Source organism: Streptomyces sp. NPDC059828 (assembly GCF_042731955.1).
Classification (GTDB): domain Bacteria; phylum Actinomycetota; class Actinomycetes; order Streptomycetales; family Streptomycetaceae; genus Streptomyces.
The window spans coordinates 21,862-48,857 of record NZ_JBHWIW010000043.1 but is presented as its reverse complement, the minus strand read 5'-3'; the positions used below and the strand labels follow the sequence as shown (position 1 = coordinate 48,857).

Sequence of the window (26,996 nt, the reverse complement as noted above, 5' to 3'; positions counted from 1 at the left end):
CGATGACGCCCGCGCGCTCCTCCGCCCCCATCCCTCCGTCCCGACGTGCTCCGCACCACCCGGGGCACCGGCGCGGACCGGCCGGGCTGCCCACCTCCGATGAGGCCGTGGCCCACACCCTGCTCAACTGCCTGCTGCGCGAAGTGTCCGGACCCGAGCACCAGACCGCCGTCATCGACGGCAGTCTGCTGGTACGGCTGCCGCGCCGTGGAGTGCTGCTGCGGGTCGCACTGCGTCGCACCTCGTTGCTGGGGGCGCACCGCTTCACCGGACCGGTCACCGAGCGGAACGAGGGTCAGAACGAGAGCCGGAGCGACGGTGGCTGGACCCGAACCGACTGGCCCCGGCTCGCCGAGCACATCCACGCGGAGCTGACGCTGCGGACGGGCAGCGGCAACGACGAGTTCCTCGCCCAGGTCGTGTCGAGCCACCAGGGGGTGTCCGCAGCCCTGGCCGCCGTCGCGGCCAGGCGTCCGCTCACGAGCGCTCAGCCGCTCGCCGCCTATCTCGCCTCCGAGCAGTCACTGGCCCTGGGCCACCGCTTCCACCCGACGCCCAAGGCCCGGGGCGGCGATCCCACCGTGTGGGCGGCGTACGCTCCGGAGGCGGCCGCATCCTTCCCGCTGCGCCTGCTCGCCGTGCGTGAGGAGCTGCTCGTCGAGGACGCCGTCGCAGGCGACCCGCTGGGCGGGCTCGACCGGCTGGGAACGGCACCCGACGGTTACCGGCTGCTCCCCGCACATCCCTGGCAGTACGCCCTGCTGCGGGACCATCCGGCCCTGCGCGAGGCTCTGGAGCGAGGTGACGTACTCGACCTCGGGCCGGGGCGCACACCGTTCACGGCCACGGCCTCCGTCCGCACCGTCTATGACGGACAGGCGTTCCTGAAGTTCAGCCTGAACATCCGCATCACCAACTGCCTGCGCAAGAACGCCCGTTACGAGCTCGACGGGGCGGTCGCCCTTACCCGGCTGCTCGGTCCCGCGCTCGACGACCTGGCCGCGCGCTTCCCGGACAGCGGGCTGCTGCGCGAGCCCGGCTACCGCAGTCTCGCCCTCCCCGGCGCGGACGGCAGACCCGTGCTCGCCCTGCTGGAGGGCTTCGGCGTGATCGTGCGGGAAGGGCTCGACGGCCGGCTGCGCCCCGGGGTCACCCCGCTGCTGGCGGCCGCGGTCGCCGACGAGTACCCCACCGGACCCGGACATGTCTCCAGGCTGCTCGCCGACGCCGGCCCCGCTGCGGCCCTGTCCTGGTGGCGCGCCTATCTGGAGCTGCTCGTCCCACCCGTGCTGGCCGCGTACTTCGACCACGGTGTGGTGCTCGAACCCCACCTGCAGAACGTCGTCGTCGGTGTCGACCGGGACGGCAGACCCGCACAGATACTGTTCCGTGATCTGGAGGGCACCAAGCTGCTGCCCGAGCATCACGCGCGGTCGCTCGCCTCCCTGGATCCGGCGGTGGCGGGCCCGCTGACCTATGACGCCGACCGCGGCTGGGACCGGGTGGTCTACTGCCTGATGGTGAACCACATCGCGGAGCTGCTTGCCGCCATCGCCGATCTGCACCCCGGTGCGGAGGTCGCGCTGTGGCTCCAGGTGCAGGGGACGCTGCGCGGCTATGCCGACCGCCACGGCTGCCCGCCACGGCTGGCCGCGCTCCTCGCGGGCGGACCGCTGCCCGCCAAGGCCAATCTGCTGACCCGCTGGGCCCGCAGAGCGGACCGTGAGGCAGGCTACGTCCGCCTGCCCTCCCCACTCGCCGAGGACGTGCTGTCCGGAGCGATCGCCGCCGACGACATCCGGAGCACCCGTTGACCACCGCCGTGTACAAGCGGGCTCTTTCGCTGACGTCCGGCGAACTCCCCGCCTATCTCTACGACCTGGCGGCTCTGCGGGAGCACGCGGCTGCCGTCAGGGCCGCGCTGCCGGACCGGGTCGAGCTGTACTACGCCGCCAAGGCCAATCCCGAGCCGGAGATACTCGGCGCGCTCACCCCGTACCTGGACGGTATCGAGGTCGCCTCGGGCGGTGAACTGGCCCATGTCGCCAAGGCCGTTCCGGACCTGCCGCTCGCCTTCGGCGGGCCGGGGAAGAGCCCTGAGGAGCTCGCGGACGCGCTGGCGGCCGGCGTGGCGCGCTTCCATGTCGAAAGCGCCAGGGAACTGCGGATGCTGGCCCACCTCGCCGAGGGGACGGCGGGACCCGGGCGGCGGGTCGGCGTACTGCTGCGCTTCAACCTGCCCCTCGCCGAGGACGCGCTGCGGGGAAGCGCGCTCTCCATGGGCGGTCGGCCGACCCCGTTCGGCATCGACCCGTCCGAGGCGGACGAGCTGGTCCGTGCGCTGTCCGGAGGCGAGTATCCGCACCTGGAGCTGTGCGGGATACACGCCCATCTCGCCAGCGGTCTCGGCGCAACGGCGCAGCTCGCCGTCGCCGAGTCCGTCGTCACCTGGGCGGTACGCCTCGCCGGGCGCCATGGCATCGCCCTGCGCGAGGTGAATGTCGGTGGTGGGATGGCGGTGGACTACGCCCATCCGCGGGCCCGGTTCGACTGGGCGGCGTATGGTGCGGGGCTGGCCCGGCTCAGCGCCGCGCACCCCGGTCTGCGGTTGCGGATCGAGCCCGGCCGTGCCCTGACCGCCTACTGCGGCTGGTACGCCACCGAGGTGCTGGAGGTGAAGAGCAGCCACGGTGAGGAGTTCGCGGTGGTGCGCGGCGGCACCCACCATCTGCGCACCCCGGCGACGAAGGGCCACGACCAGCCGTGCGCGGTGCTGCCGGTGAGCGACTGGCCCCATCCCTGGCCACGGGCCGCCGCGCGGCTGGACCGGATCACCGTGGCCGGTCAGCTCTGCACGCCCAAGGACGTGCTGGCACGGCGGGTACCGGTACCGGATTCCGGTCTGCGCACCGGGGACCGTGTGGTGTTCGCGCTCGCGGGTGCGTACGCCTGGAACATCTCCCACCACGACTTCCTGATGCATCCCCGGCCCGGATTCCATTTCCTGGACGGCGGCTGACGGTGCCGAGGATGCCGGGGCCCCGGTCAGCGGTTGAAGTGGCTGAACCCCACCTCGTAGCGTTCGACGGAGAGGATGCGCTGTCCTTCCCTGCGCGCGGTCTCCTCACGGATCCGGCCGGCCCGCTGCTCGCTGTCGTGCATCGCCTGTTCGTCTTCCCACAGGGTCAGCGACACCGCTTTCCCCGATGACCGGTCGACGAAGTAGTAGACGCCCACGAACCCGTGCGCGTCCTGGACCTGCTTGACGACGGCTTCCGACGTCGCCGACAGGTCACCGTCCTCGGGAACGGGTGATCCTTGATAGGTGCTCAGTCTCGCGAACATCGCGGCACCCCTTCCTCGACGACCGGCGACCGGGCAGCCGACGGTCCCTGGACCAGGGTGCCCCGGCAGACCGCAGGCCGCAATTCACGCCGTCGCGCAGCGGTACCGCGCGACGACCCGGCCCGCCGGGCCGGGTCCCCGTCGGCTCAGTCTGCCTTGACGGTCCGCACCACGGCTCCGTCGAAGTCGGCAGCGAGGTAGCCGGACGCGTAGTACTCGTCCGACAGATAGATGTTGACCGTGGGCACGCTTTCGAAGACGGGACCGCGGACGATGACGTAGCGCATCGTCGCCTTCTCGATGCCCAGTTCCTTGTCGGCCTTCTGGAGCAGCGCGGGCAGCCGGTCCCACTTGACCTTGCTGACGTCGACGGGCCCGGTGTCCCCGAAGCCGATCGTGCCGCCCGGGCCCTGCTTCGACGCGTAGCCGTTGCGGTACTCGTATCTGTCGTACTTCTTCTTGCTGCCGGAGACGGGGATCTCGGCGATCGCGTACTCCTCGTACACGGTGAGCTCGATGAACTTGGTGGTGTGGGTCTTGGCCTTCAGCGCCTTGATCACGGTGCGCACCGCGTCCGGGGTGAGCAGGTTCTTGGTCTCCTTGGACGGCGGCAGCGCCACCTCGGATGCCTTGTCGCCGCTGCTCCCCGCGGTGCTGTCGCCGGTGTCCGTGGCCGCGGACGAGGAGGCACCGGGCTGCTGGGTGCGGCCCTGAGACTTGCCGTCGTCGAACGGCGCGATCTTGAGCGCGATCATCGACACGACGGTCACGGCCGCGGCGGCGCCGAGCGCGGTCACCGGTGCCTTCCAGCGCCTGCCCGGGCGCCTGACGGCGGGCGGAGGACCGAACGGGTCCATCGCGGCGGTGCCCAGGGACGGCGTCAGGTACGGGTTCCCGGCGGCCGGGGTGTGCGCGGGCGGCGTCGCGTAGGGGTTCGCGGGCGGAGCGCCGTAGGGCGGCGCCACGGCAGGCGCCACCGGGGACGGAGTGGCCGACGGCGCCGGCAGCGGATACGACGTCGTCGCCATCGGGTGCGGCGCGGCCGCGGCGTTCTGGGCGTCGCGTCCGGCCTCGGCGAGCATCCGTTCCAGCGCCTCCGCGTCCGGACGGGCCGTGGTGTCCCGTACCAGGAGGGCGCTCAGCACGGGAGCGAACGGCCCGGAGCGCACCGGCGCGGGAATCGGCTCGTCAAGGACGGCGGCAAGCGTGGAGAGGCTGCTTTCGCGGCGTAGCGGGTGGCCGCCCTCGAGGGCGACGTAGAGCAGCATGCCGAGCGACCACAGGTCGGACGCGGGATTGCCCTCCTCGCCACGGATGCGCTCGGGGGCGATGTACTCGGGGGATCCGATGAGATCTCCCGTGGCCGTCAGGCTGGTCGACTCGTGCAGGGCGGCGATGCCGAAGTCCGTCAGCACGGGACTGCCGTCGGGACGCAGCAGCACGTTCGCGGGTTTCACGTCCCGGTGCTGGATGCCCTCGGCGTGGGCGGCCCGCAGGGCGGACAGCACGCCCTGACCGACCCGCAGCGCCTCGGGGAAGCTCAACGGGCCCCGGGCAAGGCGTTCGTGCAGCGACTCGCCGCGGACCAGCTCCATCACGATCCACGGGTAGGCGTGGTCGGAGCCGGCCGTGCCGCCCTCCGGGTGGTCGACGATGTGGTAGATCGTGACCACATGCGGATGCGTGAGCCGGGCGAGCGCCTGGGCCTCACGCAGCACACGCTCGCTGAGCATGCGCGCCCGGGCGGGATCCGTGTCATGGAGCGCGGCGTCCGGAGGGCGTACTTCCTTCAGCGCGACTTCACGGTGCAGCACGACGTCGCGGGCCCGCCACACATTGCCCATGCCGCCGCTGCCCAGCCTGCCGAGCAGCTCGAACCGGCCGTCGACGAGCCGTCTGCCACTCCCCCTGTTGTCCATGGCACGTCAGCTTACGAGGAAGTCGCCGGCACTCGCACAGCGGACCCGGCCCGGAGGGGAGTCGTGCCCCGTGGCCGTCACCGCAACCTGAACGGCTCAGTGGCCCGCGAGGAGCTTCACGGCGATGACCGCCACACCGATCCCCATGTCGATGAGCCCGGAGACCATCGCGTTCAGCGGCCCGTTGCCCATCCTCAGACCGGTGCGCCAGCCCCAGAAGAACAGGGTGCCGACCTCCACGCAGGCACTGATCAGCAAGGCGGGCACCAGACTCAGTACGCCGAGCGCGGAGGCTCCGATCAGCACCAGCGGACCGACGGCGGTGAGCAGCAGGGGCGCAGACACATAGAGCGTGGTGCGCAGTTCGAGGCGGCTGGCGCCGCGCTTTGTCACGGCACGGTGCGCCTGTTCGTCGGCGACCACGGTGGCCAGCCAGACCCCGAGCGCCGTCACGGCCACGGTGAGCGCGGCCTCGAGGTGGTCGGGCACCGCCGTCTCGGCGAGCGCCACCACGACGGCGGTCAGGGTGAGGGTCGCGTAGATCCGCTCCTTGAGCCGTGCGGCGGCGGTGTCACCGGCCCGGGCGGCCGTGGCCGCCGTACTGCCCGTCGGGGCGGATGCGGGACCGGGCCCGGACGTGGGCTCGGGCTCCGTCATGACGGCGCGAGCCCGGACAGACCGGCTCGGGCACGGGCCAGGATCGGGGTCATACTCGTGCACCCTTCCGCGGCGGGCTCCGCCGTGCCGACGCACACCTTCCGGTCGCTCACCGTAGCCGAGCGGATGCGGCAGGGGCGGACGCCCCACCGCGGGCAGGCCTCAAGGAGTGGGGATTCCGGCGGGCCGGGCCGGGCGGCCGAAGCGGACCGGCACTCCCGGGGAGTACAGCACGCTCGCCGGTGCGGCGGTCGGCGCCGTCAGGCCCGCCGCCCGTATCAGCTCCTCGTCACAGGCGAGCAGTTCGGCGCGGTGCAGTGGCCAGCGGGGGTGGGTGTTCGGCAGGTACACCGGCCGGTCGAAGAAGGCGTTGTGCATGCCCCAGCGTGCGGTGAGGAAGTGCTCAAGCTCGTTGGGCTCGTCGACGCGCTCCCCGACTTGTATCGCGATCCGGCTGTGCGCCCCGCGCGGGCCGGGCCAGCGCCGCGCACTGGTGTATGTGAGGGTGTCGCCGTCGCGCTCGATGGACATCCGGGACCACAGGTACGGCAGCCGGAACGCTGCGCGGGCCACCGCCACCGGGATCAGCCGGGAGGCGTCGAGCGAGCGGAAGACCACGCCTCGGCGGCCGTGTTCGTCGACCGAGTAGAGGCGGACGTTGGTCTCCGGGAAGGTCCCGAGATAGGGGATGCCGGGGAGCCGGAACCACCCCACACGGTGCATGCGGAAGGCGACGAGCCCGACGTAGGTGGTGCCGTTCAGGGTGTCGGGCACGGTCCCCGCGGGCAGCAGCCCCGCCACCTCGTCCGGGTCGGCCGCCCAGTGGAGGAAGGCGAGGTCGAGCCATGACTGGGTGAGCAGCGGCCGGGCGGTGTCGCCGGGCGGGTCCGGGGTGATGGCTTCCGGGGCGCGGGGGGTGAGCGTCACCGGGCCAGTGTGCCAGCGTCCCCGTCCGGTGCCGTCGGCCGCCCGTGGTCCGCGAGCCGGCCAACCGCCAGACCGCGCGCCCGGCACACCGCGACCAGGGCGGGGAGTGCGCCCAGCGCCGCACGCCAGCAGCCCGGGGCGCCGCAGGCGTCGGTGTCGTGCAGCAGCAGGGTCGCTCCGCCCCGCAACCCCCGGGTGGCTTCGGTGAACACGCTGTCGGGGGTGGCCCGGGCCGTCCAGTCGCGCCCCCAGCCGGACCAGAGAACGGTCGAGAGACCAGCCCGCCGGGCGGCGGCGAGCCGCCCACCGGTGAGGATCCCGTAGGGCGGCCGGTACCACCGGGGGTAGGTACCCGAGACGCGGTGGACCAGTGTGGCGGCGCGCAGCACATCCCGGGCGTCGCGACCGGGGCGCGGCGTCCAGGGTTTGTCGTGCCGCCAGCCGTGGACCGCCAGTTCATGTCCTTCGGCGACGATCCGCAGCCCGAGGCCGGGATGCCGTGCCAGCCGCTCGCCCAGGACGAAGAAGGTGGCGCGCACCGAGAGCTGCTCGAGGGCGAGCAGGAAGTACGGGGTGGTGGTGGGGTCAGGTCCGTCGTCGAAGGTCAGGGCCACCCGGCCGGGGTGTCCTCGGCCGTCGAGCCCGACCCCGGGTCGTGCTCCGAGCGCGGCGCGTACCTGTGGGAGCCAGGTCGCGGCCGGAGCGATGTGCCATCCCGCCACCGCCAGCGCGGCGAGGGCGGCCACGGAGCGGGCCGGGGGCCGCGGCAGGTGTACCGGTCTCATCGTGACGCCTCCCTCTCGTGGGGCGTGTTGCGCGCCCGGGCTGCGGCCCGGCGCCGGAGCACGGACGCGTTCCGCCCCGCGTTCCCCAGCACCGCGAGCGGCGTCGGCGCGACCGCGGGCGTGGTCATCGGCGGCCCCGGCTCAGCCGGCTCGTTTGGCGAGTGACCTGAAGACCCCGGGTGCGGCCCCGTGCAGCCGGGCCGGCAGCCCGAGCCAGCCCGGCACGAAGGCCTCCTCACGGCCCCGCACGAGGGCACGCCGGACGGCTCTCGCGACGCGCTCGGCGGACACGGGGCGGGGCCGCTCGCGGTGGTACGGGGCTCCTCTGTGGGCGAAGAACGGAGTGTCCACGGCGCCCGGTGACACCAGGCACACCTTGACGCGGGTGCCCGCGAGCTCGTATCGCAGGCTGTCCGCGAAGCTCTGGAGCCCTCCCTTGGTCGCCGCGTAGACCGCCTCGTTGGCGACCCCCACAGAGCCGGCCATGGATCCGATGAGCACGATCCGTCCCGAACCCCGGTCGAGCATCTGGGGCAGCACCAGACGCACCAGGTGCACAGCAGCGGTCAGATTGACCGTGAGCAGCCGGTCGACGGCCTCGGCCGGCATACTCGCCAGGGGGCCGGACCAGCCGATGCCCGCCCCCGCGACCAGTGCGTCGACCCGGCCCGCGCGCTCCAGCGCCTCGTGGATCAGGCGTTCGTGGCCGGAGGCGGTGGAGAGGTCGCCGGGCAGTGCGATGCCACCGGTACGGCGCGCGACGCGGGCCAGGCGGGCCTCGTCGCGGCCGTTGAGCAGCAGCAGCCACCGGTCCTCGGCACCGAGCAGTTCCGCGGTCGCCTCGCCGATGCCCGATGACGCTCCGGTGATGAGCGCGACGGGGCGCCCCGCGCAGCGTCCGGTGGTGCGCGGGGACGAGCCGGGCGCTGTCTCGAGCATCGTCGGTCCTCCGGATCTCCTCGACTCACCGGCCTCTGCCAGCTTCCGTGCTGGGACCGCGAACAGCCCGCCCACCGGGGGCGGCGCACCCACCGAGCCACCCGAACGGGCCGATTCACCACCGGTCACGCACGGCATTCAGCCTCTGGTGCCGTTGGCGCCGCGACGGGAGGACATTCCCTGCACACCCGGGAGGGTCATGGCGAGACGGCGGTTCCTGGTGCTCAGCGCGAGCATGGGCGCCGGTCACGACGCCGTGGCCGGGGAGCTGGCACGACGGTTGCGTACACAGGGTGCCGACGTGCTCGTCAGGGACGTGCTGACGCTGCTGCCCCCGGGGACGGGGCGCGCCCTGCGCAGCTCCTATCGGGTGATGGTCCGTCATGCCCCTTGGCTGTACTCGGGGATCTACGCGCTGTTCCTGTCCCCCGCGCGCGGCACCGCGCCCAGCAGCACACCGCTCGCCGTGACCGCCGAGCGGGCGCTGATGGCACTGGTCGGCCGGTGGCGCCCGGACGCGGTGGTGGCCACCTTCCATCTGGCCGGTCAGATCACCGGCCGGCTGCGTGGCCGTGGGGCCCTGTCCGTACCGGCCGCCGTGTACATCACCGACTTCGCAGCGCACCGCGGCTGGCTGCACCCGGGGAACGACCTCTATGTCTGCGTCACCGGCGAGGTCGCGGCGGCGGCCCGCGCCGCGACCGGGCGGCGGGCGGCGGTCTCCGGTCCCGTCGTGGCACCGGAGTTCTGCGCTGCTGCCGGGTCCGCACCGCCCGGCTGCGTCTGGGGTTCGGTCTTCGCGAGGCGTGGCGCGGGCCGTCCGCCGGTTCTGGTGTCCGCGGGGGCGTGGGGTGCGGGTTCGGCGCTCACCGGCACGGTCCGCTCGCTGGCGCACCACGGCCTGCTGCCGGTGCTCCTCTGCGGCCGTGACCGCGGGCTGCTGCGGCGTGCGTCCGGGCTTCCGGGTGTGCTGGCCCTGGGCTGGGTGCCGGACATGGCGCCTCTGATGGCGTCGGCCCGGGTGCTGGTCGACAACGCGGCGGGGCAGACGGCGGTGCAGGCTCTGGCCGCGGGCCTTCCGGTGGTCGGCTACCGCCCCATTCCCGGCCATGGCGCCGAAGGTGTCCGGCGGATGGCGGCCGCGGGCCTGTCGCTCCATGCCCGGGACGCGGCCGGACTGGCGGCCGCGGCCGGACTGCTCGCCCGGTCCGGTGCCGACCGCGACCGGCAAGTGGCCCGGGGATCGGCCGTGTTCGGCGCAGACGCGGCGGTTCTCATCGCGGACGCCCTGTTCGGTGCCGGGCGCCACTGAGGGCTGTCCCGTGATCCCCAGCGGGGGCACGACGCCGGCTGCGGCAGGCTCCCCGGCTTCGCCGGGCGGTACACCCACGCTGCGTTGTTGTCGCCGCACGCTGATCCACCAGGGATCACGGGGACCCCTCAGGGCGTGTACGGCAGGGACCGGGCGAGAAGCACGGCCACGTCGTCCTGGACCTCGGAGGTCAGCAGTTGGTCGAGGATCCGGTCGCTGATCTCGTCCAGCGGGCGGTCGAGCTCCCGCAGCGCACCGGCGAGCTCGCGCATGCCCTGGTCGATGTCCCGGTCGCGGGTCTCGATCAGGCCGTCCGTGTACAGCACCAGCAGGCTTCCGGGCGGGAGCTCGACCCGCTCGGTCTGGAAGCCCGGACCGCAGGTGCCCAGCGGGAGGCCCGGCGGGCCGTTGAGGAAGGTGACCGCCCCCCGGGGATCGACGATCGCGGGCGGCGGATGTCCGGCCCTGGCGATCACGCAGGTCTCCGTGGCCGGGTCGTGGACGGCGTAGACGCAGGTCGCCATCTCGTTCTCGCCGAGTTCGGCCACGGCCGCGTCCAGCGAGCACAGGATGCGGTCCGGAGGGACGCCGTGGCGGGCCAGTGTGCGTACCGCCGTGCGCAGTTGACCCATCACCGCCGCCGCGTGGACGCCGTGGCCCATGACATCGCCGATGACCAGGCCGGTGCTGCCGTCGGGCAGGGCGATGGCGTCGAACCAGTCGCCGCCCACGGCGTGGTCGCTCGCGGGCAGGTAGCGGCCGGTGAGTTCCAGGCCGGCCACCCGGGGCAGTGAACTGTGTGCGAGGCTGCGCCGCAGGGCGAGCGACGCGGCCCGCTGGGCGGTGTACATACGGGCGTTGTCGATGCTCAGCGCCGCCCGGGCGACGAGTTCGTCGATGAGCACGCGGTCCTGGTCGTCGAACGGCTCGCGGTCGCGTGTCCGGGTGAGTATGACCGCCCCGAGCACCTTGCCGCGTGCGACCAGCGGGACCAGTCGCGCGCAGCACATCCGGCCCGCGAAGTAGGTGCGCAGCCGGTCGCCGTGCGGACCGGACATCAGGGTCGGGAGGTCCGACTCGTAGAGGTTCATCGGGCGTCCCTCGGCGATGGCCTGTTCGTACACCGAGCCGGCGGGGACCTGGAAGGTCATGCCGACGACCAGTTTCGCCGTGGGGGCTTCGGGATCGGGGAAGGTGACGGCGACCCTGCGGAGCACACCGTGGCTGGAGGAGGCGGCCTCCTCGGGGTCGATGACCTCCTCGAACAGCTGCACGTCAGCGGAGTCGGACACCTGCGGCACCAGCAGCCGCACCACTTCCTCGGCGGTCTGTCGCAGGTCCAGTGTGGTCCCGACGCGTGTGCCCGCCTCGGCCAGCAGCGCGAAGTACCGGCGGGCCCGTTCTGCCTCGGCCTGGGCCCGCTGCCCCTCGGTGATGTCGATCAGGGAGGCGATCAGCCCGAGTCCCTGGCCGTTGGTGTCGAGCAGCGGTGCGCAGGAGCAGGACCAGGTGCGGTCGTGGTCGGGGTCGGCGCGGGTGCGGCCCGTGCCGCGCACGTCGACCACGGGCACACCGCTGGCGAGTGCCTGCCGCATCACCCGTTCGAGAGCCCGGGTCACCGCGCCCGGAGCCACATCGGAAGGCCGTTTGCCGAGGTGCTCGGCGGAGGGGACGCCGTTCATCCGCGCGAGCGCGTCGTTGACCCGTACGTAGCGCAGATCGGGCCCCAGCATGGCCAGCCCGATGGGCGACTGGGTGAAGAGTCCCTCCATCGCCGCCAGCGCGTCCCGCATCCTCAGTACGGCCGAGGTCTCCACGGCGACGACCAGGATGCCCGTGCCCCCTCCCGGGGCGGAGGAGGGACAGATCCACATCTCCATGGGCACGATGTGCCCGTCCCGGTGGCGTACGGGGAGCGCTCCGATGATCGTGTCGCCCGCGATGACCTTCTCGTTCAGCTGTCCGGCGAGCTCCCAGTTCGCCTCCGGCACCAGGATCGGGATCCCGTTCCGGCCCAGCAGCTGTTCCGGGGCGTAGCCGAGCAGGTCCTGGGCGGCGAGCGACCACTCGATGAGGACGCCCTCCGTGTCGGTCTTCCAGAGGGCCACCGGGAGGAGATCACGGAGCACACCCGCGTACCCGACCGCCGTGGGGGGCTGGTCCGGCACGTTCTTCGCGCGCTCGTCTGTGGCCACGCAACGGCCTCACTCCGAGGGCAGCGGGCACGGTGTGGGTGCCGCGTGGTCCCCGGCGGTCTTCTCGTGCTGTCTCGGGATCTCCCTAGATCACCTTATCCAAGGCGCTCGCATGGGCAAACGAGGGCAAACGAAACCAGTCGAGCGGTTCACTACGGAAGGTGACTATCCCGGGAGGCGCGTGACGACCGTGAAGATCCCGCCGTCCGGGTCCCGGAGCATGACGCGGTCACCGGCGTCGTCCGTCTCGGGCTCCGTGACGGCGCCGCCCCCGAGGCGGGTCGCCGCACTGATGGCGGTGCCGATGTCGGGCACGTAGAAGTACACGTGCCAGCGCGGCCGGATCCGCGGGTCCGGGGCCGCCTCGACCGCGCCGCCGGTGAGCCGTGCGACCTTGTCCGCCCCGTGGCGCAGCACGACGTGCTCGTCCTCGTAGGACACCTGGACGCAGCCGGGACGTTCGCAGCCCCAGTCGAAGACCTCGGCGTAGAAGATGGCCGCCTCGAAGGCGTCCCGGGTACGCAGCTCCAGCCAGGCGGGGGCGCGGCCCTGTCCCACGCTCCAGTCGGGGATGACCCTGCCCTGCCAGAAGCCGAAGACGGCACCGTCACGGTCCGCGGCGAGGGCGGCCCGGCCGGTGCCGAAGCTGATCGGGCCCACGGCGACGGTGGCACTGCGCTCCCTGATGCGGGCGGCGGTCGCATCCGCGTCGTCGACGGCGAAGTAAGGGACCCATTCGACGGCGACCGCGAGACTTCGGGCGAGGGCGCCGATTCCGGCGACCGGTGCTCCGCCGGAGAACGCGACGGAGAACTCCTCTCCCAGCCGGGTGGGCCGGAACTCCCAGCCGAGCACGGCGCCGTAGAAGTGCTGCGCGGCATGCAGGTCGCGGGCCATGAGGCTGACCCAGCACGGAGCGCCGAACACCGCATGACTTGACGTCGACACGACTTGCCAACCCCATTTCGCCGCACACTGCGTGACTGCAACCAAATCACGCTACTCGCTCCCGTGCCGGAGAGGCGGGCGGGAAACACGGCGTTTCCGCTGTACCACCCGCGGGTACCCGGAGGGCTCACGAACCGCCGCCGGTTGCGGCTGCCACCGCCCTGGCGCACGGTGAACTGGGCTGGGTCCCGTCGGACCGACCCTTCAGAGCCCGAGAGGACGGCGATCCCATGCACAAGGGGAAGACGAAGCAGATCAAGGGCAAGGTCAAGGAAAGCCTCGGCAAGACGATGGGCCGCCGTTCCATGGAGCGGGAGGGCCGCAGCGACCAGTTGCTCGGCAAGGCGCAGGAGATGGCGGAGAAGGCGGCCGACCGCATCCGCAAGAGGACCGGGCACTGAGGGCTCCGCGCTGGAGCACTTGACCCGGTCGCAGCACGGGCGATGGGGCCGGTGGGGTGCCGTGGACGGCACCCCACCGGCTTCGTGCGGTGTTCGGTCAGCTGACGGTCGTGGTGCTCAGCACCGGGTTCGGTGCCGGATAGCAGGACGTCGGCACGTTGACGGTCACGAAGATCACCGGCACCTTCGCGGTGAAGGTGAGACCCGGGCTCGAGTAGCTGGTGCCGGCGAGCTGGGTCGTGATGCTGGTGCCCGCCGCCCCGGCCGTCAGGTCCAGGTTGACCGTGGGCAGGGTGAAGGTGGCACCGCCGTTGATCGGTCCCGGCACGGTCATGGTGACGGTGCCACCGCTGACGGCGACGCTCGGCGTGCCCGAGCCGAGACCGGATCCGCCGGAGAGGGACTGTCCCGTGAGGGTGGAGTTGGCGGGCACCGGCATGCTCAGTTTGATGTTGTTGATGTTCTTGACCGTGTAACCGCTGACGGAGCCGGGGACGGTCATGGTCGTGGGTGCCAGCGACACCCGGAATGCGCTGCCGGCCGCGATCGAGGCCGGAGCGGTGGCGTCGACGCCGCTCGCGACCTCGAAGGTCTGCGCACCTCCGATGGGCGGGGTCGCCTGGCAGGCGAAGGCCAACGGCGTTGTTGCGGCGGAGGCGGGAGCCACGGCGATGCCGACGAGCGCCGCGCCGGCGGCCAGGGCCACCGGTAAGCGCTTGAGCGTGGGGGCAGGTCTCATCGTTCATCCTCCTGATGGAGTCATGAGGTGAGGTGCGGGGATACCGTGCGGCGGGGCACGGCGCGGGGAATGCTCGGGCGAAACGGGCGGTGCGTACCGGGCTGCTGAGGCGTCCGTCCGGGGGCAGCCCAACGAGTGAGCGAGCATTGCTTGACGTATGCATGTCACCACGCAGGGCTTCCGAAGTCCAGGGCTCCGTTCCTGTGCGATTTCTTAGGATCTCCGGCGCAATTTCCTGGCATCCCCGCGACTCACCCCGACAGCCACACCCCGGCCCGTGCACCCGGTCACGGCCGGCCACGACCCCCGGCACGGGTCTGACAGCTCACTTCCAGTCGTCGCGGGCCCGCGCGCCCGCCCGCGTACGGCCCGCCACCGGGGCGCGGTCAGGATGCCGGCGCAGATACTCGCCCTCCAGCTCCTTCATCCGCACCGTGTGGGTCGCCAGAGCATCGTCGGATCCGTGCAGCAAGGTTTCATGGCGTGTGCGGTGGACCGCCTCCAGCTCCTTGAGCAGCTGGGCTTCCTCCAGCTGCCGGGGTGCCACCCCGCGACTCTGCTCGTTCATGACGCGCACCTCCTGATTCCTGTGTACGGCGGACCCGCCCACCCCGCGACCCACGAGCGGGGCGAGACCGAGCTCACACCGCCCTCACGATCCTTTAATAGGAATATCAAATGCTTATTTGCTACCGTCCAGCCATGCGGCTCACGAAGTTCACCGACCTGGCGCTCCGCGCCGTGATGCGCCTCGCGGTCCGTCACACCGGCGAGCCGCTCACCACCCGCGAGGTGGCGGACGCCGTGGACGTGCCCTACACCCACATGGCCAAGGCCATCGCGCGACTCCAGCACCTCGGCGTGGTGGAGGCACGACGCGGACGCGGCGGCGGGCTGGCACTCACCGAGGCGGGGCGGCAGACATCGGTCGGGCGGCTGGTGCGCGAGCTGGAGGGCGAGGACGAGGTCGTCGCCTGCGAGGGTGATCCGCCCTGCCCGCTCCGCAGTGCGTGCCGGCTCCGCCACGCACTGCGGGACGCCCAGGAGGCCTTCTACGCCACGCTCGACCCTCTCAGCGTCGCCGACCTGGTGAGCCCACCCACCGGCCCGGTACTGGTCGCCCTGGTGGGACGCACCCGGATCTGACCCCACTCCCCCTCGCCACCGGGACCCGTTTCCACTCTTCAAATACGAAGATCATCTACCAATTAGGAGTGCCATGCTGTCCGCGAGATCCGCCCCGGTCATCCGCGCCACCCTGCCGGTCGTCGGCGCTGCCATCGGCGAGGTGGCCGAGGCTTTCTACCGCAGGCTCTTCGAGGAGCACCCCGCCCTGCTCAACGATCTGTTCAACCGGGGAAACCAGGCCAGCGGGGCGCAGCGGCAGGCGCTCGCCGGGTCGATCGCCGGTTTCGCCGGCATGCTGCTCGAACGGCCCGATGACCGGCCGGACGCCCTCCTGCTGAGGATCGCCCACAAGCACGCCTCGCTGGGCGTCACCTCGGAGCAGTACAAGCTCGTCCACCGCCATCTCTTCGCCGCGATAGTCGAGGTGCTCGGCGAGGACACCGTCACGCCGGAGGTGGCCGAGGCCTGGGACGAGGTGTACTGGCTGATGGCCAACGCCCTCATCGCCATCGAGGCCCGCCTCTACCGTGAGGCCGGCATGGCCGAGGGCGAGGTCTGGCGTCAGATGGTGGTCGCCGAGCGCCGGACAGAGGCATCCGACGCCGTCTCACTGGCGCTGCACCCCGCCGACGGCGGCCCCCTCGCACCGTTCCAGCCGGGCCAGTACGTCAGCGTGCAGGTCCAACTCCCCGACGGCGCACGGCAGATCCGCCAGTACAGCCTCTCGTCGGCACCCGGCCGGGCGCACTGGCGGATCACCGTCAAGCGGGTGGCAGACGGCAACGACCCGGAGGGCGAGGTGTCGTCGTGGCTGCACGCACACGCACGGCCGGGCGACGCGCTCACCGTCTCCGCCCCCTTCGGCGACCTGGTCCTGCCCCCGGGGGACGGCCCTCTGCTCCTCGCCTCCGCGGGAATCGGCTGCACGCCGATGCTGTCCATGCTGGACGAGCTGGCCCGTACCGGTTCCTCGCGTACGGTGACGGTCGTCCACGCCGACCGCAGCCCGGACGACCACGCCCACCGCGACGAACTACGAGCGCTGGCGAGCCGCCTTCCCGGTGCGACGCTGCGGCTCTGGTACGAGAGCCCCGGGGACTCCGGCCACACCGGCCTTCCGCCCGGGACCCTGCCCGGCCGGGCCGATGCCGGCGCCCTGGACCTGCCCGACGGGGTGACCGTCTACATGTGCGGGCCACTGCCGTTCATGCGCGCGTTCCGCGGCGATCTGCTGCGGCGCGGCGTCCCGGCCCAGTCGGTCCACTACGAGGTGTTCGGCCCCGACCTCTGGCTCGGACGGGACTGACGACCCGGCGCACCGCGAGTAGCGGGCAGTCACGTCAGGGGCAGCGGGCTCTGCGCACCCGGGCGAGCACCAGCACCGTGTCATCGCCCGGCGGGTGCGGCAGCAGGCGGGCGAGGATCCGCTCCACCGTGTCCTCCAACCCACCCGACGCCCCCCGCAGTTCGGCACTCACCAAGGTCATGCCCTCCTCGATGTCCCGGCCGCGGGTCTCGATGAGGCCGTCCGTGTACAGGGCGATGACGGCGTCGTCCGGAAGCTCGACCTCGGTGGTCGCGAAGGGGTGGCCGCCGATCCCGAGCGGCACGCCCAGGACCTCGGCGATGGCATGGACCGTGCCGTCGGGGTGCAGGACGAGCGGCGGGGGGTGGCCCGCGTTGGCGATCCTGGCGCGGCCGGTCGCCGGGTCGTACACGATGTAGAGGCAGGTCGCCAGCTCGATGCCCGCGTCCTGGGCGCAGATGTCGAGCTCGGCGAGCAGTTCGTCCGGTTCCTGCTTGTGCCTGGCCAGGGCCCTGGCGCTGATGTGCAGCCGCCCCATGGCCGCGGCAGCGGGCACGCCGTGGCCCATCACGTCCCCGACGACCAGGGCGACCCGCCCTCCGGGCAGACCGATCACGTCGTACCAGTCACCGCCGACCTCGGTGATACGGCTGCCCGGGACATAGCGGTGGGCGACCTCGACGTGCGGGCTGACGGCCAGGGCACTGGGGAGCAGCGCCCGCTGGAGAGTGAGCGCGATGTCCTGCACCTGGCGGTAGAGGCGTGCGTTGTCCAGGCAGATCGCGGCCCGGGACGCCAATTCGGCGGCCAGGCTGAGATCGTCGTCGGTGAAGGCCGGGCGGGCGGCGGAGCGTCCGAACATGGTGAGGCCCTGAACCGTGCCGCGGGCGGCCAGCGGAGCGATGAGGATGTACTCCAGACCGCTCTGCCGCAGCAGCCGGGCGCGCTCCTCGTGAACGATGGTCCGGGCCATGAACTCGTCGTTGATGGTGACGCAGAGGGGGCGGCCGGTGGACATCATCCGGTGGATGGCGGAACCGGGCGGGTACGTCATGCGGTCCAGCCCGCCCACCACCGCGGTGGCGGGCGGAGGCAGCACGGTCCCGGAGGCGATCCGGCAGGTGGTCAGGGGCCACTCGGGCAGGAAGGGCAGGCTCTCGTCCATCCACTCGACGATCTCCACCACGGAGGCGTCGGCGAATTCGGGGACGGCGGCGTCCACCAGTTCCTGGGCGGTGACGTCGAGATCCAGGGTGGTGCCGATGCTGGCCGCGGCGCGGTCGAGGAGATCGAGGCGCCTGCGGCTGGCGCTCGCCTCTTTGATGGCCCGTTCCCGGTCGGTCACGTCCACCATCAGCCCGCCGAGACCCGAGCGGGTGCCGACGGCCCCGCTGAGCGGGAAGAAGCTCATGGATCTGACCTGATCGCGGTCCGGGTATCCGGCCGTGCGCAGTCCCACCAGCGCGCCCACGACCGGCCGCTGCTCACTGGCGACCGTGCGGAGCGTCCGCTCGTACTCACCGCCGTCCGAGGTGACCATGACCTCGTCCACCCGGCGCCCGATGTGCTCCTCGATGGAGAGGCCGTCCATGTCGGCGAGCGCCTGGTTGAGGTGGATGTAGCGCAGCTCGTCGTCGAGCATGACCAGGCCGATGGGACAGGCCTCGAAGAGGGCGTCGAGGAAGGCCAGGTTGTCCTTGACCCGGTCCAGTTCGGCGCTGGGGCTGGCCAGACCGAGGACGACCGAGCGGCCCGATGAGCCGGCCACCGGGAAGACCCGGAATCCGCAGCTGAATTCGGTCCCGTCCCGGTGGCGCGCCGGCAGCCGTCCCCGCCAGTAGCCCGCGCGACCGCGTTCGGCCAGCCGTGCGGCCTCAGCCTGGGGGCCGTCACCGTCGCCGTCGGGCTCGCCGCGGAAGAGGATCCCGGCCGGCCGGGTCAGCACCGTCTGCGCGTCGTACCCGAACAGGTCCTGGGCGCCCGGCCCCCAGAAGCAGATCTCGTCGTCCTCACCGATGCCGAAAACGGCCACCGAGACATGCTCCAGCAGCGACCCCGGCTCGGACCGGAGCGCACCGGGAGCCTGTTCGTCCCCCGGTCGAACCGATGGCACCAGCCGACTCCTTTCCGCTGCCTGCCGGCGGCGAAGCGCTGATGACGCGCCCCACGCGGGGATACCCATCGCCCCCTATTGTGCTGAATTCATCCGATATATGTATGTCCTGATTAAATCAGCACATTTCTTTGCACCAGACGTCACCGTCCGCCCACTCATCGCTACGCCGGGATCGAGCGAGGCTGGAGCCATCAGGTCGCCCGTCCCGGACTATTGACTCCGTTGACGGGAGTCGCGATTCTCGGGGCACCGCTTTGCATGGTTCATGACAAGCCGGCCCCCGAGCCAGGGGCCGGGACCGGTCATGGACCGTGCTGACACGTGCTGACCCCAAAAAGGCATGGGTGATGACCATGACGCGACCCCCACAGCGCCGGCGCAGCCCCCTGGCGATCCTCTCGTTACTCCTCACGGTGATGGCCATGGTCTTCGGCACGGCCCCGGCCTCCTCCGCACAGTCGGGATGGTGGGATCCGACCGCGCGACCAGCGCCCGACTCCCAGATCAATGTCACGGGTGAACCCTTCAAGGGGACGGACGCACAGGGCCGGGTGCGCGGCTTCGTCGACGCCCACGACCACCTGATGTCCAACGAGGCCTTCGGCGGCCGGCTCATCTGCGGTAAGACCTTCTCCACGCAGGGCGTCGCCGACGCGCTCAAGGACTGCCCCGAGCACTACCCCGACGGCTCGCTCGCGATCTTCGACTTCATCACCAAGGGCGGCGACGGCAAGCACGACCCCAACGGCTGGCCCACGTTCAAGGACTGGCCCGCCCATGACTCGCTGACCCACCAGCAGAACTACTACGCCTGGGTCGAACGCGCCTGGCGCGGCGGCCAGCGGGTGCTCGTCAACGACCTCGTCACCAACGGCGTGATCTGCTCGGTCTACTTCTTCAAGGACCGCAGCTGCGACGAGATGACGTCCATCCGCCTCCAGGCGCAGAAGACGTACGAGATGCAGTCGTTCATCGACACCATGTACGGCGGCCCTGGCAAGGGCTGGTTCAGGATCGTCACCGACTCCGCACAGGCCCGCGAGGTCATCGAACAGGGCAAGCTGGCCGTGGTGCTGGGGGTCGAGACCTCCGAGCCGTTCGGCTGCAAGATGATCCTGGACATCGCGCAGTGCAGCAAGCAGGACGTCGACCGCGGCCTGGACGAGCTGTACAGCCTCGGCGTCCGCAGCATGTTCCTGTGTCACAAGTTCGACAACGCACTGTGCGGTGTGCGGTTCGACTCCGGCACCCTGGGCACCGCCATCAACGTGGGCCAGTTCCTGTCGACCGGAACCTTCTGGAAGACGGAGAAGTGCACGGGCGCCCAGCATGACAACCCCATCGGCCTCGCCTCGGCAGCCGGGGCGGAGAAGCAGCTGCCGGCCGGGGTGAAGGTCCCGTCGTACGCCGCGGACGCGCAGTGCAACACCCGGGGCCTCACGGATCTCGGTGAGTACGCCGTACGAGGGATGATGCAGCGCAAGATGATGCTCGAGATCGACCATATGAGCGTCAAGGCGGCAGGCCGGGTCCTCGACATCGCCGAATCCGGCTCGTACCCGGGTGTGATCTCCTCCCACGGCTGGATGGACGCCGGGTGGACCGAACGGGTCTACCGCCTTGGCGGATTCATCGCCCAGTACATGAACGGCTCCGAGGGATTCGTGGCGGAGGCCCGGCGCACGAAGGACCTGCGCGACAAGTACGGGGTCGGCTACGGCTACGGGACCGACATGAACGGAGTCGGCGGCTGGCCGGGGCCCCGCGGGGCGGACACCTCGAACCCGGTGCGCTACCCCTTCCGCAGCGTCGACGGCGGATCCGTCATCGAGAAGCAGACCACCGGCGAACGCACCTGGGACATCAATACCGACGGAGCCTCGCACTACGGCCTGGTCCCGGACTGGCTGGAGGACATCCGGCAGATCGGCGGCCAGGATGTGCTGGACGACCTGTTCAAGGGCGCCGAGTCCTATCTGCGCACCTGGGGGGCGTCCGAGAGCCACAAGGCGGGGGTGAACCTCGCTGCGGGCTCGTCGGCGTCCGCCAGTTCGTCCGAGTGGAACCTGTTCACGAGCTACGCTCCCGACCGGGCCGTGGACGGCCAGGCGAGGACCCGCTGGGCGAGCGACTGGAGTGACGGCCAGTGGCTCCGGATCGACCTCGGCACGCCGAGTCTGATCAAGCGGGTCACCCTCGAATGGGAACGCGCGTACGGCAAGGCCTACCGCATCGAGGTGTCCGGCGACGGCAGCGACTGGCGGTCGGTCTGGTCCACGGCCACGGGTGACGGGGGTCTGGACACGGCGCAGTTCGCGGGGACGACCGCCCGCTATGTGCGGATCCTGGGACAGGAGCGAGGCACCAAGTGGGGCTACTCCCTGCATGAGGTGGGGATCTACAGCGCCTGAGGGCACCCGCCCGGGCTCCCGGGTACCGGGAGCCCGGGCGGGAAGGACCGGAACCCCATGGCACGGATGCCGTCGGCCGAGCGCAGACGACAACTGATAGAAGCGGCGATCCGGGCGATGACGCGCGACGGCGTCGCCCGGACCACCACCCGCTCCATCGCGGCCGAAGCGGGCGTTTCGCTGAGCGTCTTCCACTACTGCTTCGACTCCAAGCAGGCCCTGCTCGAATCCGTGATCACGACCATCACCGACCACTATCTGGCGGTGGTGAAGGAGGCCATCCAGCCCAGGGCCACCCTCCGGGAGACCATCCTCTCCGGGTTCCGGGCCTACTGGGACCATGTGTCCGCCAACCCGGGCGAGCACATGCTCACCTACGAGCTGACGCAGTACGCCCTGCGCCAGCCGGGGTTCGAGCACCTCGCACGGCGGCAGTACGCCATGTACTCCGCCACGTACACCGAACTCATCCAGCAGCTCCGCGCGAGCATGGGGTTCGAACCCCGCGTACCGGTGCCGGTGCTGGCACGCTATCTGGCCGTCATGACGGACGGACTGACCCTCAACTTCCTGGTCCTCGGGGACGAGCAGGCCGATGGCACGGCCGGCACCGCCGCGGACATCCTCGAGACGGTCGCCGACCAGGTGGTCCACCTCGTGAGCGGGGAGCCCGGCCGAGAGCCGGAAGGGGGCCGGACGGCTTCCGGGCCAACCGGAGCAATTTCCGGGAATGCGATGCGTGATCGGGGGTAAGCGACCCCCACGGGTGACGGATCGGAAGACAGAGGTGAAGGGTATGGCGACCGTGAGCGCAGCGATCACCACGGCAGATGGCACGACGGCGGTGGCGGCTGGCACGCACAGCCACGACCTTCTCGAATCGCTCGACCGGCCCGAGGCTCCCCTGCTGGTGTCTCCCCAGGACGCACGGGAGCTCTCCCGCCAGTTCTTCGCCCGTCTGGCGGTGTTGGAGGAAGGCACGCACGAGTACCAGTACGTGCGCAACACGCTGATCGAGATGAACCTGTCCCTGGTCCGCTATGCCGCGGGCCGGTTCCGCAGCCGGGGCGCGGACGAGATGGAGGACATCGTGCAGGTCGGCACGATCGGCCTCATCAAGGCCATCGACCGGTTCGACGTGTCCCGCGAGGTGGAGTTCACCACCTTCGCCGTGCCCTGCATCGTCGGCGAGATCAAGCGGTTCTTCCGCGACACCAGCTGGGCCGTGCACGTCCCGCGGAGGCTCCAGGAAGCCAGGGTCGAGCTGGCCAAGGCCACCGAGGAACTGCGCAGCCGCCTCGGCCGCACCCCCACCGTGCGTGAGCTGTCCGAGCTCATGTCCCTGACGGAGGAAGAGGTCATCGAGGCGCGCAAGGCGTCCAACGCCTACAACTCCGCTTCGCTGGACGCCGCGCTCTCCGGCGACGCCGCTCAGGACAGCGAGGCGGCACTGGCCGACTTCATCGGCGAGGAAGAGCGGGCCCTGGAGCTCATCGAGGACTTCCACTCCCTCGCCCCGCTGATCGCCCAGCTGGACGACCGTGACCGCCGCATTCTGCACATGCGCTTCGTCATGGAGCTCACCCAGGCCCAGATCGGCGAACAGCTGGACATCTCCCAGATGCATGTCTCCCGTCTGCTCAACCGCATCATCAAGCGACTGCGCAAGGGTCTCCTCGAAACCGCCGCCTGATCCGGACAGAGCCTGGAGCGCGTGCCCGGTGCGTGGCGAACAAGCCACGGACCGGGCACGGCGGTAGGGATACAGTTGCCATGCGGAAGACATGGCCGATTCGGAGTGTCCCAAAATATGCACACGGAGCCCACTCCCTCCCGACACCGGTCACACGAGGCTCCCCGAGCCGCGGGGGAGGTCGTCGAGCTGCTCGAAGTCCTCTGGGAACGGGGTTGTGAGAGCGTCGCACCGACTCCGGTGTCCGCTTCCCAGCGGCGTGTGCTCTACGGCATCGAGCGGGCCGAAGGCACCAATCTCCGCGCTCTGGGCGAGCTGCTCGGAGCGGCGCCGTCATCCGTGAGCCGCCTGTGCGACCGCCTCGAGACCATGGGATTCGTGGAACGCACCCGGAGCCGGGTGAGCCGCAGAGAGCTCACCCTGCATCTGACCGCCCGGGCGAAGGCGTATCTGCGCGATGTACGGGCGCAGCGCGAGGAGGCCCTGCTGAGCGCCATCGACGCCATGGACCCCGCTGCCCGTGCCGCCCTACTCGAAGGCCTCACCGGCTTCCGCGATGCACTGGATCGGAGGCAGCAGCGTGCGGGGGGCGGGCAGGGATCGCCGCTCAGGATCAGGGACGTGGCAGACGCACGACCGTGACGAAGAAGTCGTCGATCTTCCTGATGGCCGCGATGAACTGTTCCAGGTCCACCGGCTTGGTCACATAGGCGCTGGCGTGGAGCCGGTAGCTGCGCAGGATGTCCTCCTCGGCCGACGACGTGGTCAGCACGACGACCGGGATATGCGTGAGGTCGGTGTCGGCCTTGATGCGTTCCAGGACCTGCCGGCCGTCGTACTTGGGGAGGTTGAGGTCGAGGAGGATGAGGTCCGGACGGGGCGCGTCGCTGTGCTCACCCCTGCGGTAGAGGAAGTCGAGCGCCTCCTGCCCGTCCCGGACCACATGGAGCGTGTTGCCGATCTTGTTGTCCTCGAAGGCCTCCCGGGTCATCAGTTCATCGCCCGGGTCGTCCTCGACCAGGAGGACCTCGATCGGCTGGGAAGCGGCGTTCATGCGTGGTCTCCTGTGGCGCTGCTGAGGATGGGGGTGGTGGCGGGCTCGGCTGCGGGCAGGGTGAAGTGGATCTCGGTGCCGCCGGTGTGGGCGCTTTCGATCCAGATGCGGCCGCCGTGGTACTCGACGATCTTCTTGCAGAGGGCGAGCCCTATGCCCGTACCGGTGTAGGCGTCGCGCCCGTGGAGCCGCTGGAAGATCACGAAGACCTTCTCGCTGAACTCCGCGGGGATCCCGATTCCGTTGTCGGTGACGCGGTAGCGCCAGACGCCTGCCCCGTCGCTCTCGCGGCCGGCGCTGTCTTCACCACTGCCGGCGAGATCGCCACCGTCGTCGCGTTCCGCGGTGATACGGACCACGGGCGGGCGTTCGGGGGCGCGGAACTTCACGGCATTGCCCACGATGTTCTGCCACAGCATGGTCAGCAGGGTGGGATCACCGGTGGTGGCCCCGAGGTGTTCAGGGCGCTCGATCACGGCGCCCGCCTCCTCCACGGCCGCGCCGAGGTTGGCGAGCGCCTTGTCCAGGGCGTCGTCGAGCTCGACCTCGTCCCTGGCGTCGTTGACCCGGCCCACGCGGGAGTAGGTCAGCAGATCGTTGATGAGAATCTGCATGCGCTTGGCGCCGTCGACGGCGAAGTCGATGTACTGCTTGGCCCGGTCGTCCAGCTGGTCGCCGTACCTCTTCTCCAGCAGCTGGCAGAAGGAGGCCACCTTCCTGAGGGGCTCCTGGAGGTCGTGCGAGGCCACATAGGCGAACTGCTCCAGTTCCGCGTTGGAGCGCCGCAGCTCCACGGTCTGCTCGTCGAGTTCAGCGGTGCGCTGGGCCAGCAGGTCCGCACGGGTCCGGGACTCGCCGAGCGCGGTGATCACCCGGCGCCGCATGGACTCCACCACGTCGGCGAGGTGCCGGATGTCGGCGGGTCCGGTGGGTTCGATTCGCCGGTCGAAGTCACCGTCGGCGACCCGCTGGGACGCCAGGCGCAGCGAGGTGAGCGGGCGGGCCACCGCCTTGTGCAGCAGTACGGCGAGACCGAGGGCGATCACCACGAACGCGCCCAGCATTCCGGCGAAGAGCCAGTTGTGGGCGGCGCGGGTGCGGTGCATGTCGGACCGTGCCGCGTTGCGGTCGGCGAGCAGATCCGCGTTGAGCGTGTCGAATCCGGCGCGCAGCCGGTCGAACGCGGTCTTGCTGGCCCTGAGCTCTTCGGATGCGCTGGTCACCGAGCCGCCCTCGCGGACGCGTGCGACGAGGGGGACGGCGTAGCCGCTGCGCCAGGCATCCGCCAGACGCTCCACATGGCTCAGCGAGGCGAGCACCCGGGAGTCGTCGTCCGCCAGCCCGGAGCGGAGGGCGCGGTCGGCGGACGCGGCGTCCCGCTGTCCCTGTGTATAGGGGTCCAGCCAGCGGGAGTCACGGGAGAGCGCGTATCCGCGTATGCCCGTCTCCTGGTCGATGAGTGCCTTCTGGAACCGGTAGGCATCGACCCGTGAGGGCTGGATGCGGTCGACGAGTTCATCGGACTTCGCGGCGTTCTCGGAGAGCAGTTGCGCTCCCACGAAGGCGAAACCGGACACGCCGACCAGCACGGCGGTGAACGCGAGCCAGAACCACTGCGTCACGGTCAGCCGGGCGGCTTTGGTGCGCCCGGAGGGTTCTGTGCCGCGGTGCGGTGGAGCCTCGTTGTGGCCGGTGGTCACTTCTGCCTGCTCCATTCGAGGTACAGGAGCGCCACGTCGTCACCGTGGCCTCCGTGGTCGGCCGACAGCGCCCTCGTTTCGGACATCACCGCGGAGACGAACTCCTCGGCCCCACGGTCCGCGCAGGCCGATGCCAGGGCGAGCAGTCCCTCCTCCCCCAGCCGTCGGCCGTCGGTGCTGATCCGGCCTTCGAACAGGCCGTCGGTGAAGAGCGCGAGCGCGCCGTCCGGGGGGAGGTCCAACACGTCCTCGTGCCAGTCGAAGGCCCCGTCGGGCAGCATGCCCAGAGCGGGGCCCACCGTGGTCTCGGCCATGCGGACCTCGGCGTTCTGCCGGAGCATGAGTGGGGGGTGGCCGGCCCGTACCACCTTCGCCTTGGTCAGCCCGGGCGGCAGTTCGACGGTGGTCACCGTGGCGAAGATCTCCGTACCCGTACGCTCGGCCACCAGGACCCGTTGCATCAGCCGGCACACGGTGGTGCCCGTAACACCGGCAAGAGTGAACGACCGCCAGGCCACGCGCAGGCACACACCGAGTGCCGCCTCGTCGGGCCCGTGGCCCGAGACATCACCAATGACGGCGTGGACTGTCCCGTCCGCCTTCTCGACGACGTCGAAGAAGTCGCCGCTGAGCAGCCCGCTGGCCCGGCTCGGCTCATAGCGGGAGTAGACCTTCACCGAGCCGCCCTCCAGCAGCGGGGACGGCAGCAGCCCGCGCTCCAGACGCGCGTTCTCCCGTGCCTGCATCCGGCTGGCTTCGAGGGCGACCGCGGCCTGCTCGATCTGGCGGCGCTGGACGGCGTAGCGGATGGACCGGGCCAGGACCATGGGGTCCAGGGACCCCTTCATCAGGTAGTCCTGAGCCCCGGCCGCGACCGCGGACAGGCCCACGCCCTCCTCCGCGAGGCCGGTGAGCACCACGACGGCGGCGTCCGGAGCGGTCGCCAGCACCTGCTGGACGACGTCGAGGCCCCGGGCGTCCGGCAGATGCAGGTCAAGCAGCACGCACGGGGTGCGCGTCCGTGCGGTGCGCTCCAGCATCCCCAGTGCTTCGGCGAGGGAACGGGCCCGATTCAGACGTACCGTCAGGTCACCGTCCCGCAGCGTCTCCTCCACGAGAAGCGCGTCACCGTCGTCGTCCTCCACCAGAAGGATCGTCGAGGAGGCGTCCATCTCGACACGGAGGTCGGGCGCGGGCATGGGCGATGGCAGTGGGGCCGTCGAGGTGCGCGGCGACCGCGCACCCGAACCCTGAGCACCGACAGCGCTGGTCACAGCTCGTGTCCCCTTCCCCGGATGGTCCCCGGCTGCCACGAAGAGCGGCGGGGCGACAAGAAGAATACTTGCCGCAGGCCAACAATTGCACTCGCTCACCACGCCCCCCTAATGGGGCTCACCAGGGCAAGAACGGTTGACGAGCCC

The 26,996-nt window shown here is 71.0% G+C and carries 24 protein-coding genes; 10 read left to right on the top strand and 14 right to left on the bottom strand.

All coding sequences use genetic code 11. From position 1 onward, the window contains the following. Nucleotides 1-2 precede the first annotated feature (2 nt). Nucleotides 3-1,814: an IucA/IucC family protein gene (locus ACFV6V_RS23755; protein ID WP_385568361.1), complete on the top strand. Its 1,812-nt coding sequence runs from the start codon at nt 3-5 to the stop codon at nt 1,812-1,814. After that, on the top strand, nt 1,811-3,019 hold the full coding sequence (locus ACFV6V_RS23750) for a type III PLP-dependent enzyme (protein WP_385568359.1): 1,209 nt from the start codon (nt 1,811-1,813) through the stop codon (nt 3,017-3,019). Before ACFV6V_RS23755 ends, ACFV6V_RS23750 begins: the two co-directional genes overlap by 4 nt. A 26-nt stretch (nt 3,020-3,045) precedes the next feature. Here the strand turns inward: ACFV6V_RS23750 and ACFV6V_RS23745 are convergent, their stop codons facing one another. The 6 genes from ACFV6V_RS23745 to ACFV6V_RS23720 all read right to left on the bottom strand — a co-directional run bounded on the left by ACFV6V_RS23745 (nt 3,046) and on the right by ACFV6V_RS23720 (nt 8,572). Next, the gene (locus ACFV6V_RS23745; protein WP_385568356.1) at nt 3,046-3,345 is read right to left on the bottom strand and encodes a hypothetical protein; all 300 of its coding nucleotides are present in this window, start codon (nt 3,343-3,345) and stop codon (nt 3,046-3,048) included. Nucleotides 3,346-3,491: 146 nt separating this feature from the next. After that, complete coding sequence (locus ACFV6V_RS23740) at nt 3,492-5,264, bottom strand: protein kinase (protein WP_385568353.1); 1,773 nt, start codon at nt 5,262-5,264, stop codon at nt 3,492-3,494. A 96-nt stretch (nt 5,265-5,360) separates the two neighbouring features. Next, complete coding sequence (locus ACFV6V_RS23735) at nt 5,361-5,921, bottom strand: hypothetical protein (RefSeq protein ID WP_385568351.1); 561 nt, start codon at nt 5,919-5,921, stop codon at nt 5,361-5,363. A 162-nt stretch (nt 5,922-6,083) separates the two neighbouring features. Continuing rightward, a complete protein-coding gene (locus ACFV6V_RS23730) occupies nt 6,084-6,848 on the bottom strand; it encodes a YqjF family protein (protein WP_385568348.1) in 765 nt (254 codons plus the stop codon). Continuing rightward, nucleotides 6,845-7,633, bottom strand: a complete 789-nt coding sequence (locus ACFV6V_RS23725) for a polysaccharide deacetylase family protein (RefSeq protein ID WP_385568346.1) — start codon at nt 7,631-7,633, stop codon at nt 6,845-6,847. Before ACFV6V_RS23725 ends, ACFV6V_RS23730 begins: the two co-directional genes overlap by 4 nt. A 141-nt stretch (nt 7,634-7,774) precedes the next feature. After that, nucleotides 7,775-8,572 carry an SDR family NAD(P)-dependent oxidoreductase gene (locus ACFV6V_RS23720; protein WP_385568343.1) on the bottom strand — a complete coding sequence of 266 codons (798 nt, stop codon included), beginning with the start codon at nt 8,570-8,572 and terminating at the stop codon, nt 7,775-7,777. Between the two features lie 199 nt (nt 8,573-8,771). Between ACFV6V_RS23720 and ACFV6V_RS23715 the strand changes: the two genes are divergently transcribed. Further along, complete coding sequence (locus tag ACFV6V_RS23715) at nt 8,772-9,884, top strand: glycosyltransferase (RefSeq protein WP_385568341.1); 1,113 nt, start codon at nt 8,772-8,774, stop codon at nt 9,882-9,884. Nucleotides 9,885-10,012: 128 nt separating this feature from the next. Here ACFV6V_RS23715 and ACFV6V_RS23710 read toward each other — a convergent pair whose 3' ends face one another. Then, on the bottom strand, nt 10,013-12,079 hold the full coding sequence (locus ACFV6V_RS23710; RefSeq protein ID WP_385568338.1) for a SpoIIE family protein phosphatase: 2,067 nt from the start codon (nt 12,077-12,079) through the stop codon (nt 10,013-10,015). A gap of 165 nt (nt 12,080-12,244) precedes the next feature. Continuing rightward, entirely contained in the window at nt 12,245-12,976 is a 732-nt protein-coding gene (locus ACFV6V_RS23705; protein ID WP_385568335.1) for a VOC family protein, read from the bottom strand. A gap of 281 nt (nt 12,977-13,257) precedes the next feature. Between ACFV6V_RS23705 and ACFV6V_RS23700 the strand changes: the two genes are divergently transcribed. Further along, a complete protein-coding gene (locus ACFV6V_RS23700; protein WP_385568332.1) occupies nt 13,258-13,428 on the top strand; it encodes a CsbD family protein in 171 nt (56 codons plus the stop codon). 97 nt (nt 13,429-13,525) lie between these two features. On the opposite strand, the gene ACFV6V_RS23695 is transcribed toward ACFV6V_RS23700, so the two are convergent. Beyond that, the gene (locus ACFV6V_RS23695; protein WP_385568330.1) at nt 13,526-14,167 is read right to left on the bottom strand and encodes a cyclase; all 642 of its coding nucleotides are present in this window, start codon (nt 14,165-14,167) and stop codon (nt 13,526-13,528) included. 325 nt (nt 14,168-14,492) lie between these two features. Next, entirely contained in the window at nt 14,493-14,735 is a 243-nt protein-coding gene (locus tag ACFV6V_RS23690) for a DUF6158 family protein (RefSeq protein ID WP_361282445.1), read from the bottom strand. Between the two features lie 134 nt (nt 14,736-14,869). Between ACFV6V_RS23690 and ACFV6V_RS23685 the strand changes: the two genes are divergently transcribed. Next, the gene (locus ACFV6V_RS23685) at nt 14,870-15,313 is read left to right on the top strand and encodes an RrF2 family transcriptional regulator (RefSeq protein WP_385568326.1); all 444 of its coding nucleotides are present in this window, start codon (nt 14,870-14,872) and stop codon (nt 15,311-15,313) included. A gap of 73 nt (nt 15,314-15,386) precedes the next feature. Next, nucleotides 15,387-16,601 (top strand): globin domain-containing protein, encoded by a 1,215-nt coding sequence (locus ACFV6V_RS23680; RefSeq protein ID WP_385568323.1) that lies wholly within the window; start codon nt 15,387-15,389, stop codon nt 16,599-16,601. 34 nt (nt 16,602-16,635) lie between these two features. Here the strand turns inward: ACFV6V_RS23680 and ACFV6V_RS23675 are convergent, their stop codons facing one another. After that, entirely contained in the window at nt 16,636-18,714 is a 2,079-nt protein-coding gene (locus tag ACFV6V_RS23675) for a SpoIIE family protein phosphatase (protein ID WP_385568321.1), read from the bottom strand. A gap of 356 nt (nt 18,715-19,070) precedes the next feature. Here ACFV6V_RS23675 and ACFV6V_RS23670 point away from each other — a divergent pair, with 356 nt between their 5' ends. The 4 genes from ACFV6V_RS23670 to ACFV6V_RS23655 all read left to right on the top strand — a co-directional run bounded on the left by ACFV6V_RS23670 (nt 19,071) and on the right by ACFV6V_RS23655 (nt 23,463). Next, nucleotides 19,071-21,128, top strand: coding sequence for a discoidin domain-containing protein (locus tag ACFV6V_RS23670; protein ID WP_385568318.1), 2,058 nt, complete (start codon nt 19,071-19,073; stop codon nt 21,126-21,128). Between the two features lie 57 nt (nt 21,129-21,185). After that, the gene (locus tag ACFV6V_RS23665; protein WP_385568316.1) at nt 21,186-21,881 is read left to right on the top strand and encodes a TetR/AcrR family transcriptional regulator; all 696 of its coding nucleotides are present in this window, start codon (nt 21,186-21,188) and stop codon (nt 21,879-21,881) included. A gap of 43 nt (nt 21,882-21,924) precedes the next feature. Next, nucleotides 21,925-22,821 (top strand): RNA polymerase sigma factor SigF, encoded by an 897-nt coding sequence (locus tag ACFV6V_RS23660; RefSeq protein ID WP_385568314.1) that lies wholly within the window; start codon nt 21,925-21,927, stop codon nt 22,819-22,821. Nucleotides 22,822-22,938: 117 nt separating this feature from the next. Beyond that, nucleotides 22,939-23,463, top strand: coding sequence for a MarR family winged helix-turn-helix transcriptional regulator (locus tag ACFV6V_RS23655; RefSeq protein ID WP_385568311.1), 525 nt, complete (start codon nt 22,939-22,941; stop codon nt 23,461-23,463). On the opposite strand, the gene ACFV6V_RS23650 is transcribed toward ACFV6V_RS23655, so the two are convergent. From ACFV6V_RS23650 to ACFV6V_RS23640, 3 genes are read right to left on the bottom strand one after another with little or no spacing between them, the layout of a single operon-like run. Next, complete coding sequence (locus tag ACFV6V_RS23650) at nt 23,435-23,875, bottom strand: response regulator (protein WP_385568310.1); 441 nt, start codon at nt 23,873-23,875, stop codon at nt 23,435-23,437. The genes ACFV6V_RS23655 and ACFV6V_RS23650 overlap by 29 nt on opposite strands. Then, nucleotides 23,872-25,590, bottom strand: a complete 1,719-nt coding sequence (locus ACFV6V_RS23645) for an ATP-binding protein (RefSeq protein WP_385568307.1) — start codon at nt 25,588-25,590, stop codon at nt 23,872-23,874. The genes ACFV6V_RS23650 and ACFV6V_RS23645 overlap by 4 nt, the downstream gene beginning before the upstream one ends. Further along, on the bottom strand, nt 25,572-26,774 hold the full coding sequence (locus tag ACFV6V_RS23640) for a PP2C family protein-serine/threonine phosphatase (protein WP_385568389.1): 1,203 nt from the start codon (nt 26,772-26,774) through the stop codon (nt 25,572-25,574). The genes ACFV6V_RS23645 and ACFV6V_RS23640 overlap by 19 nt, the downstream gene beginning before the upstream one ends. Between the last annotated feature and the right edge of the window lie 222 nt (nt 26,775-26,996).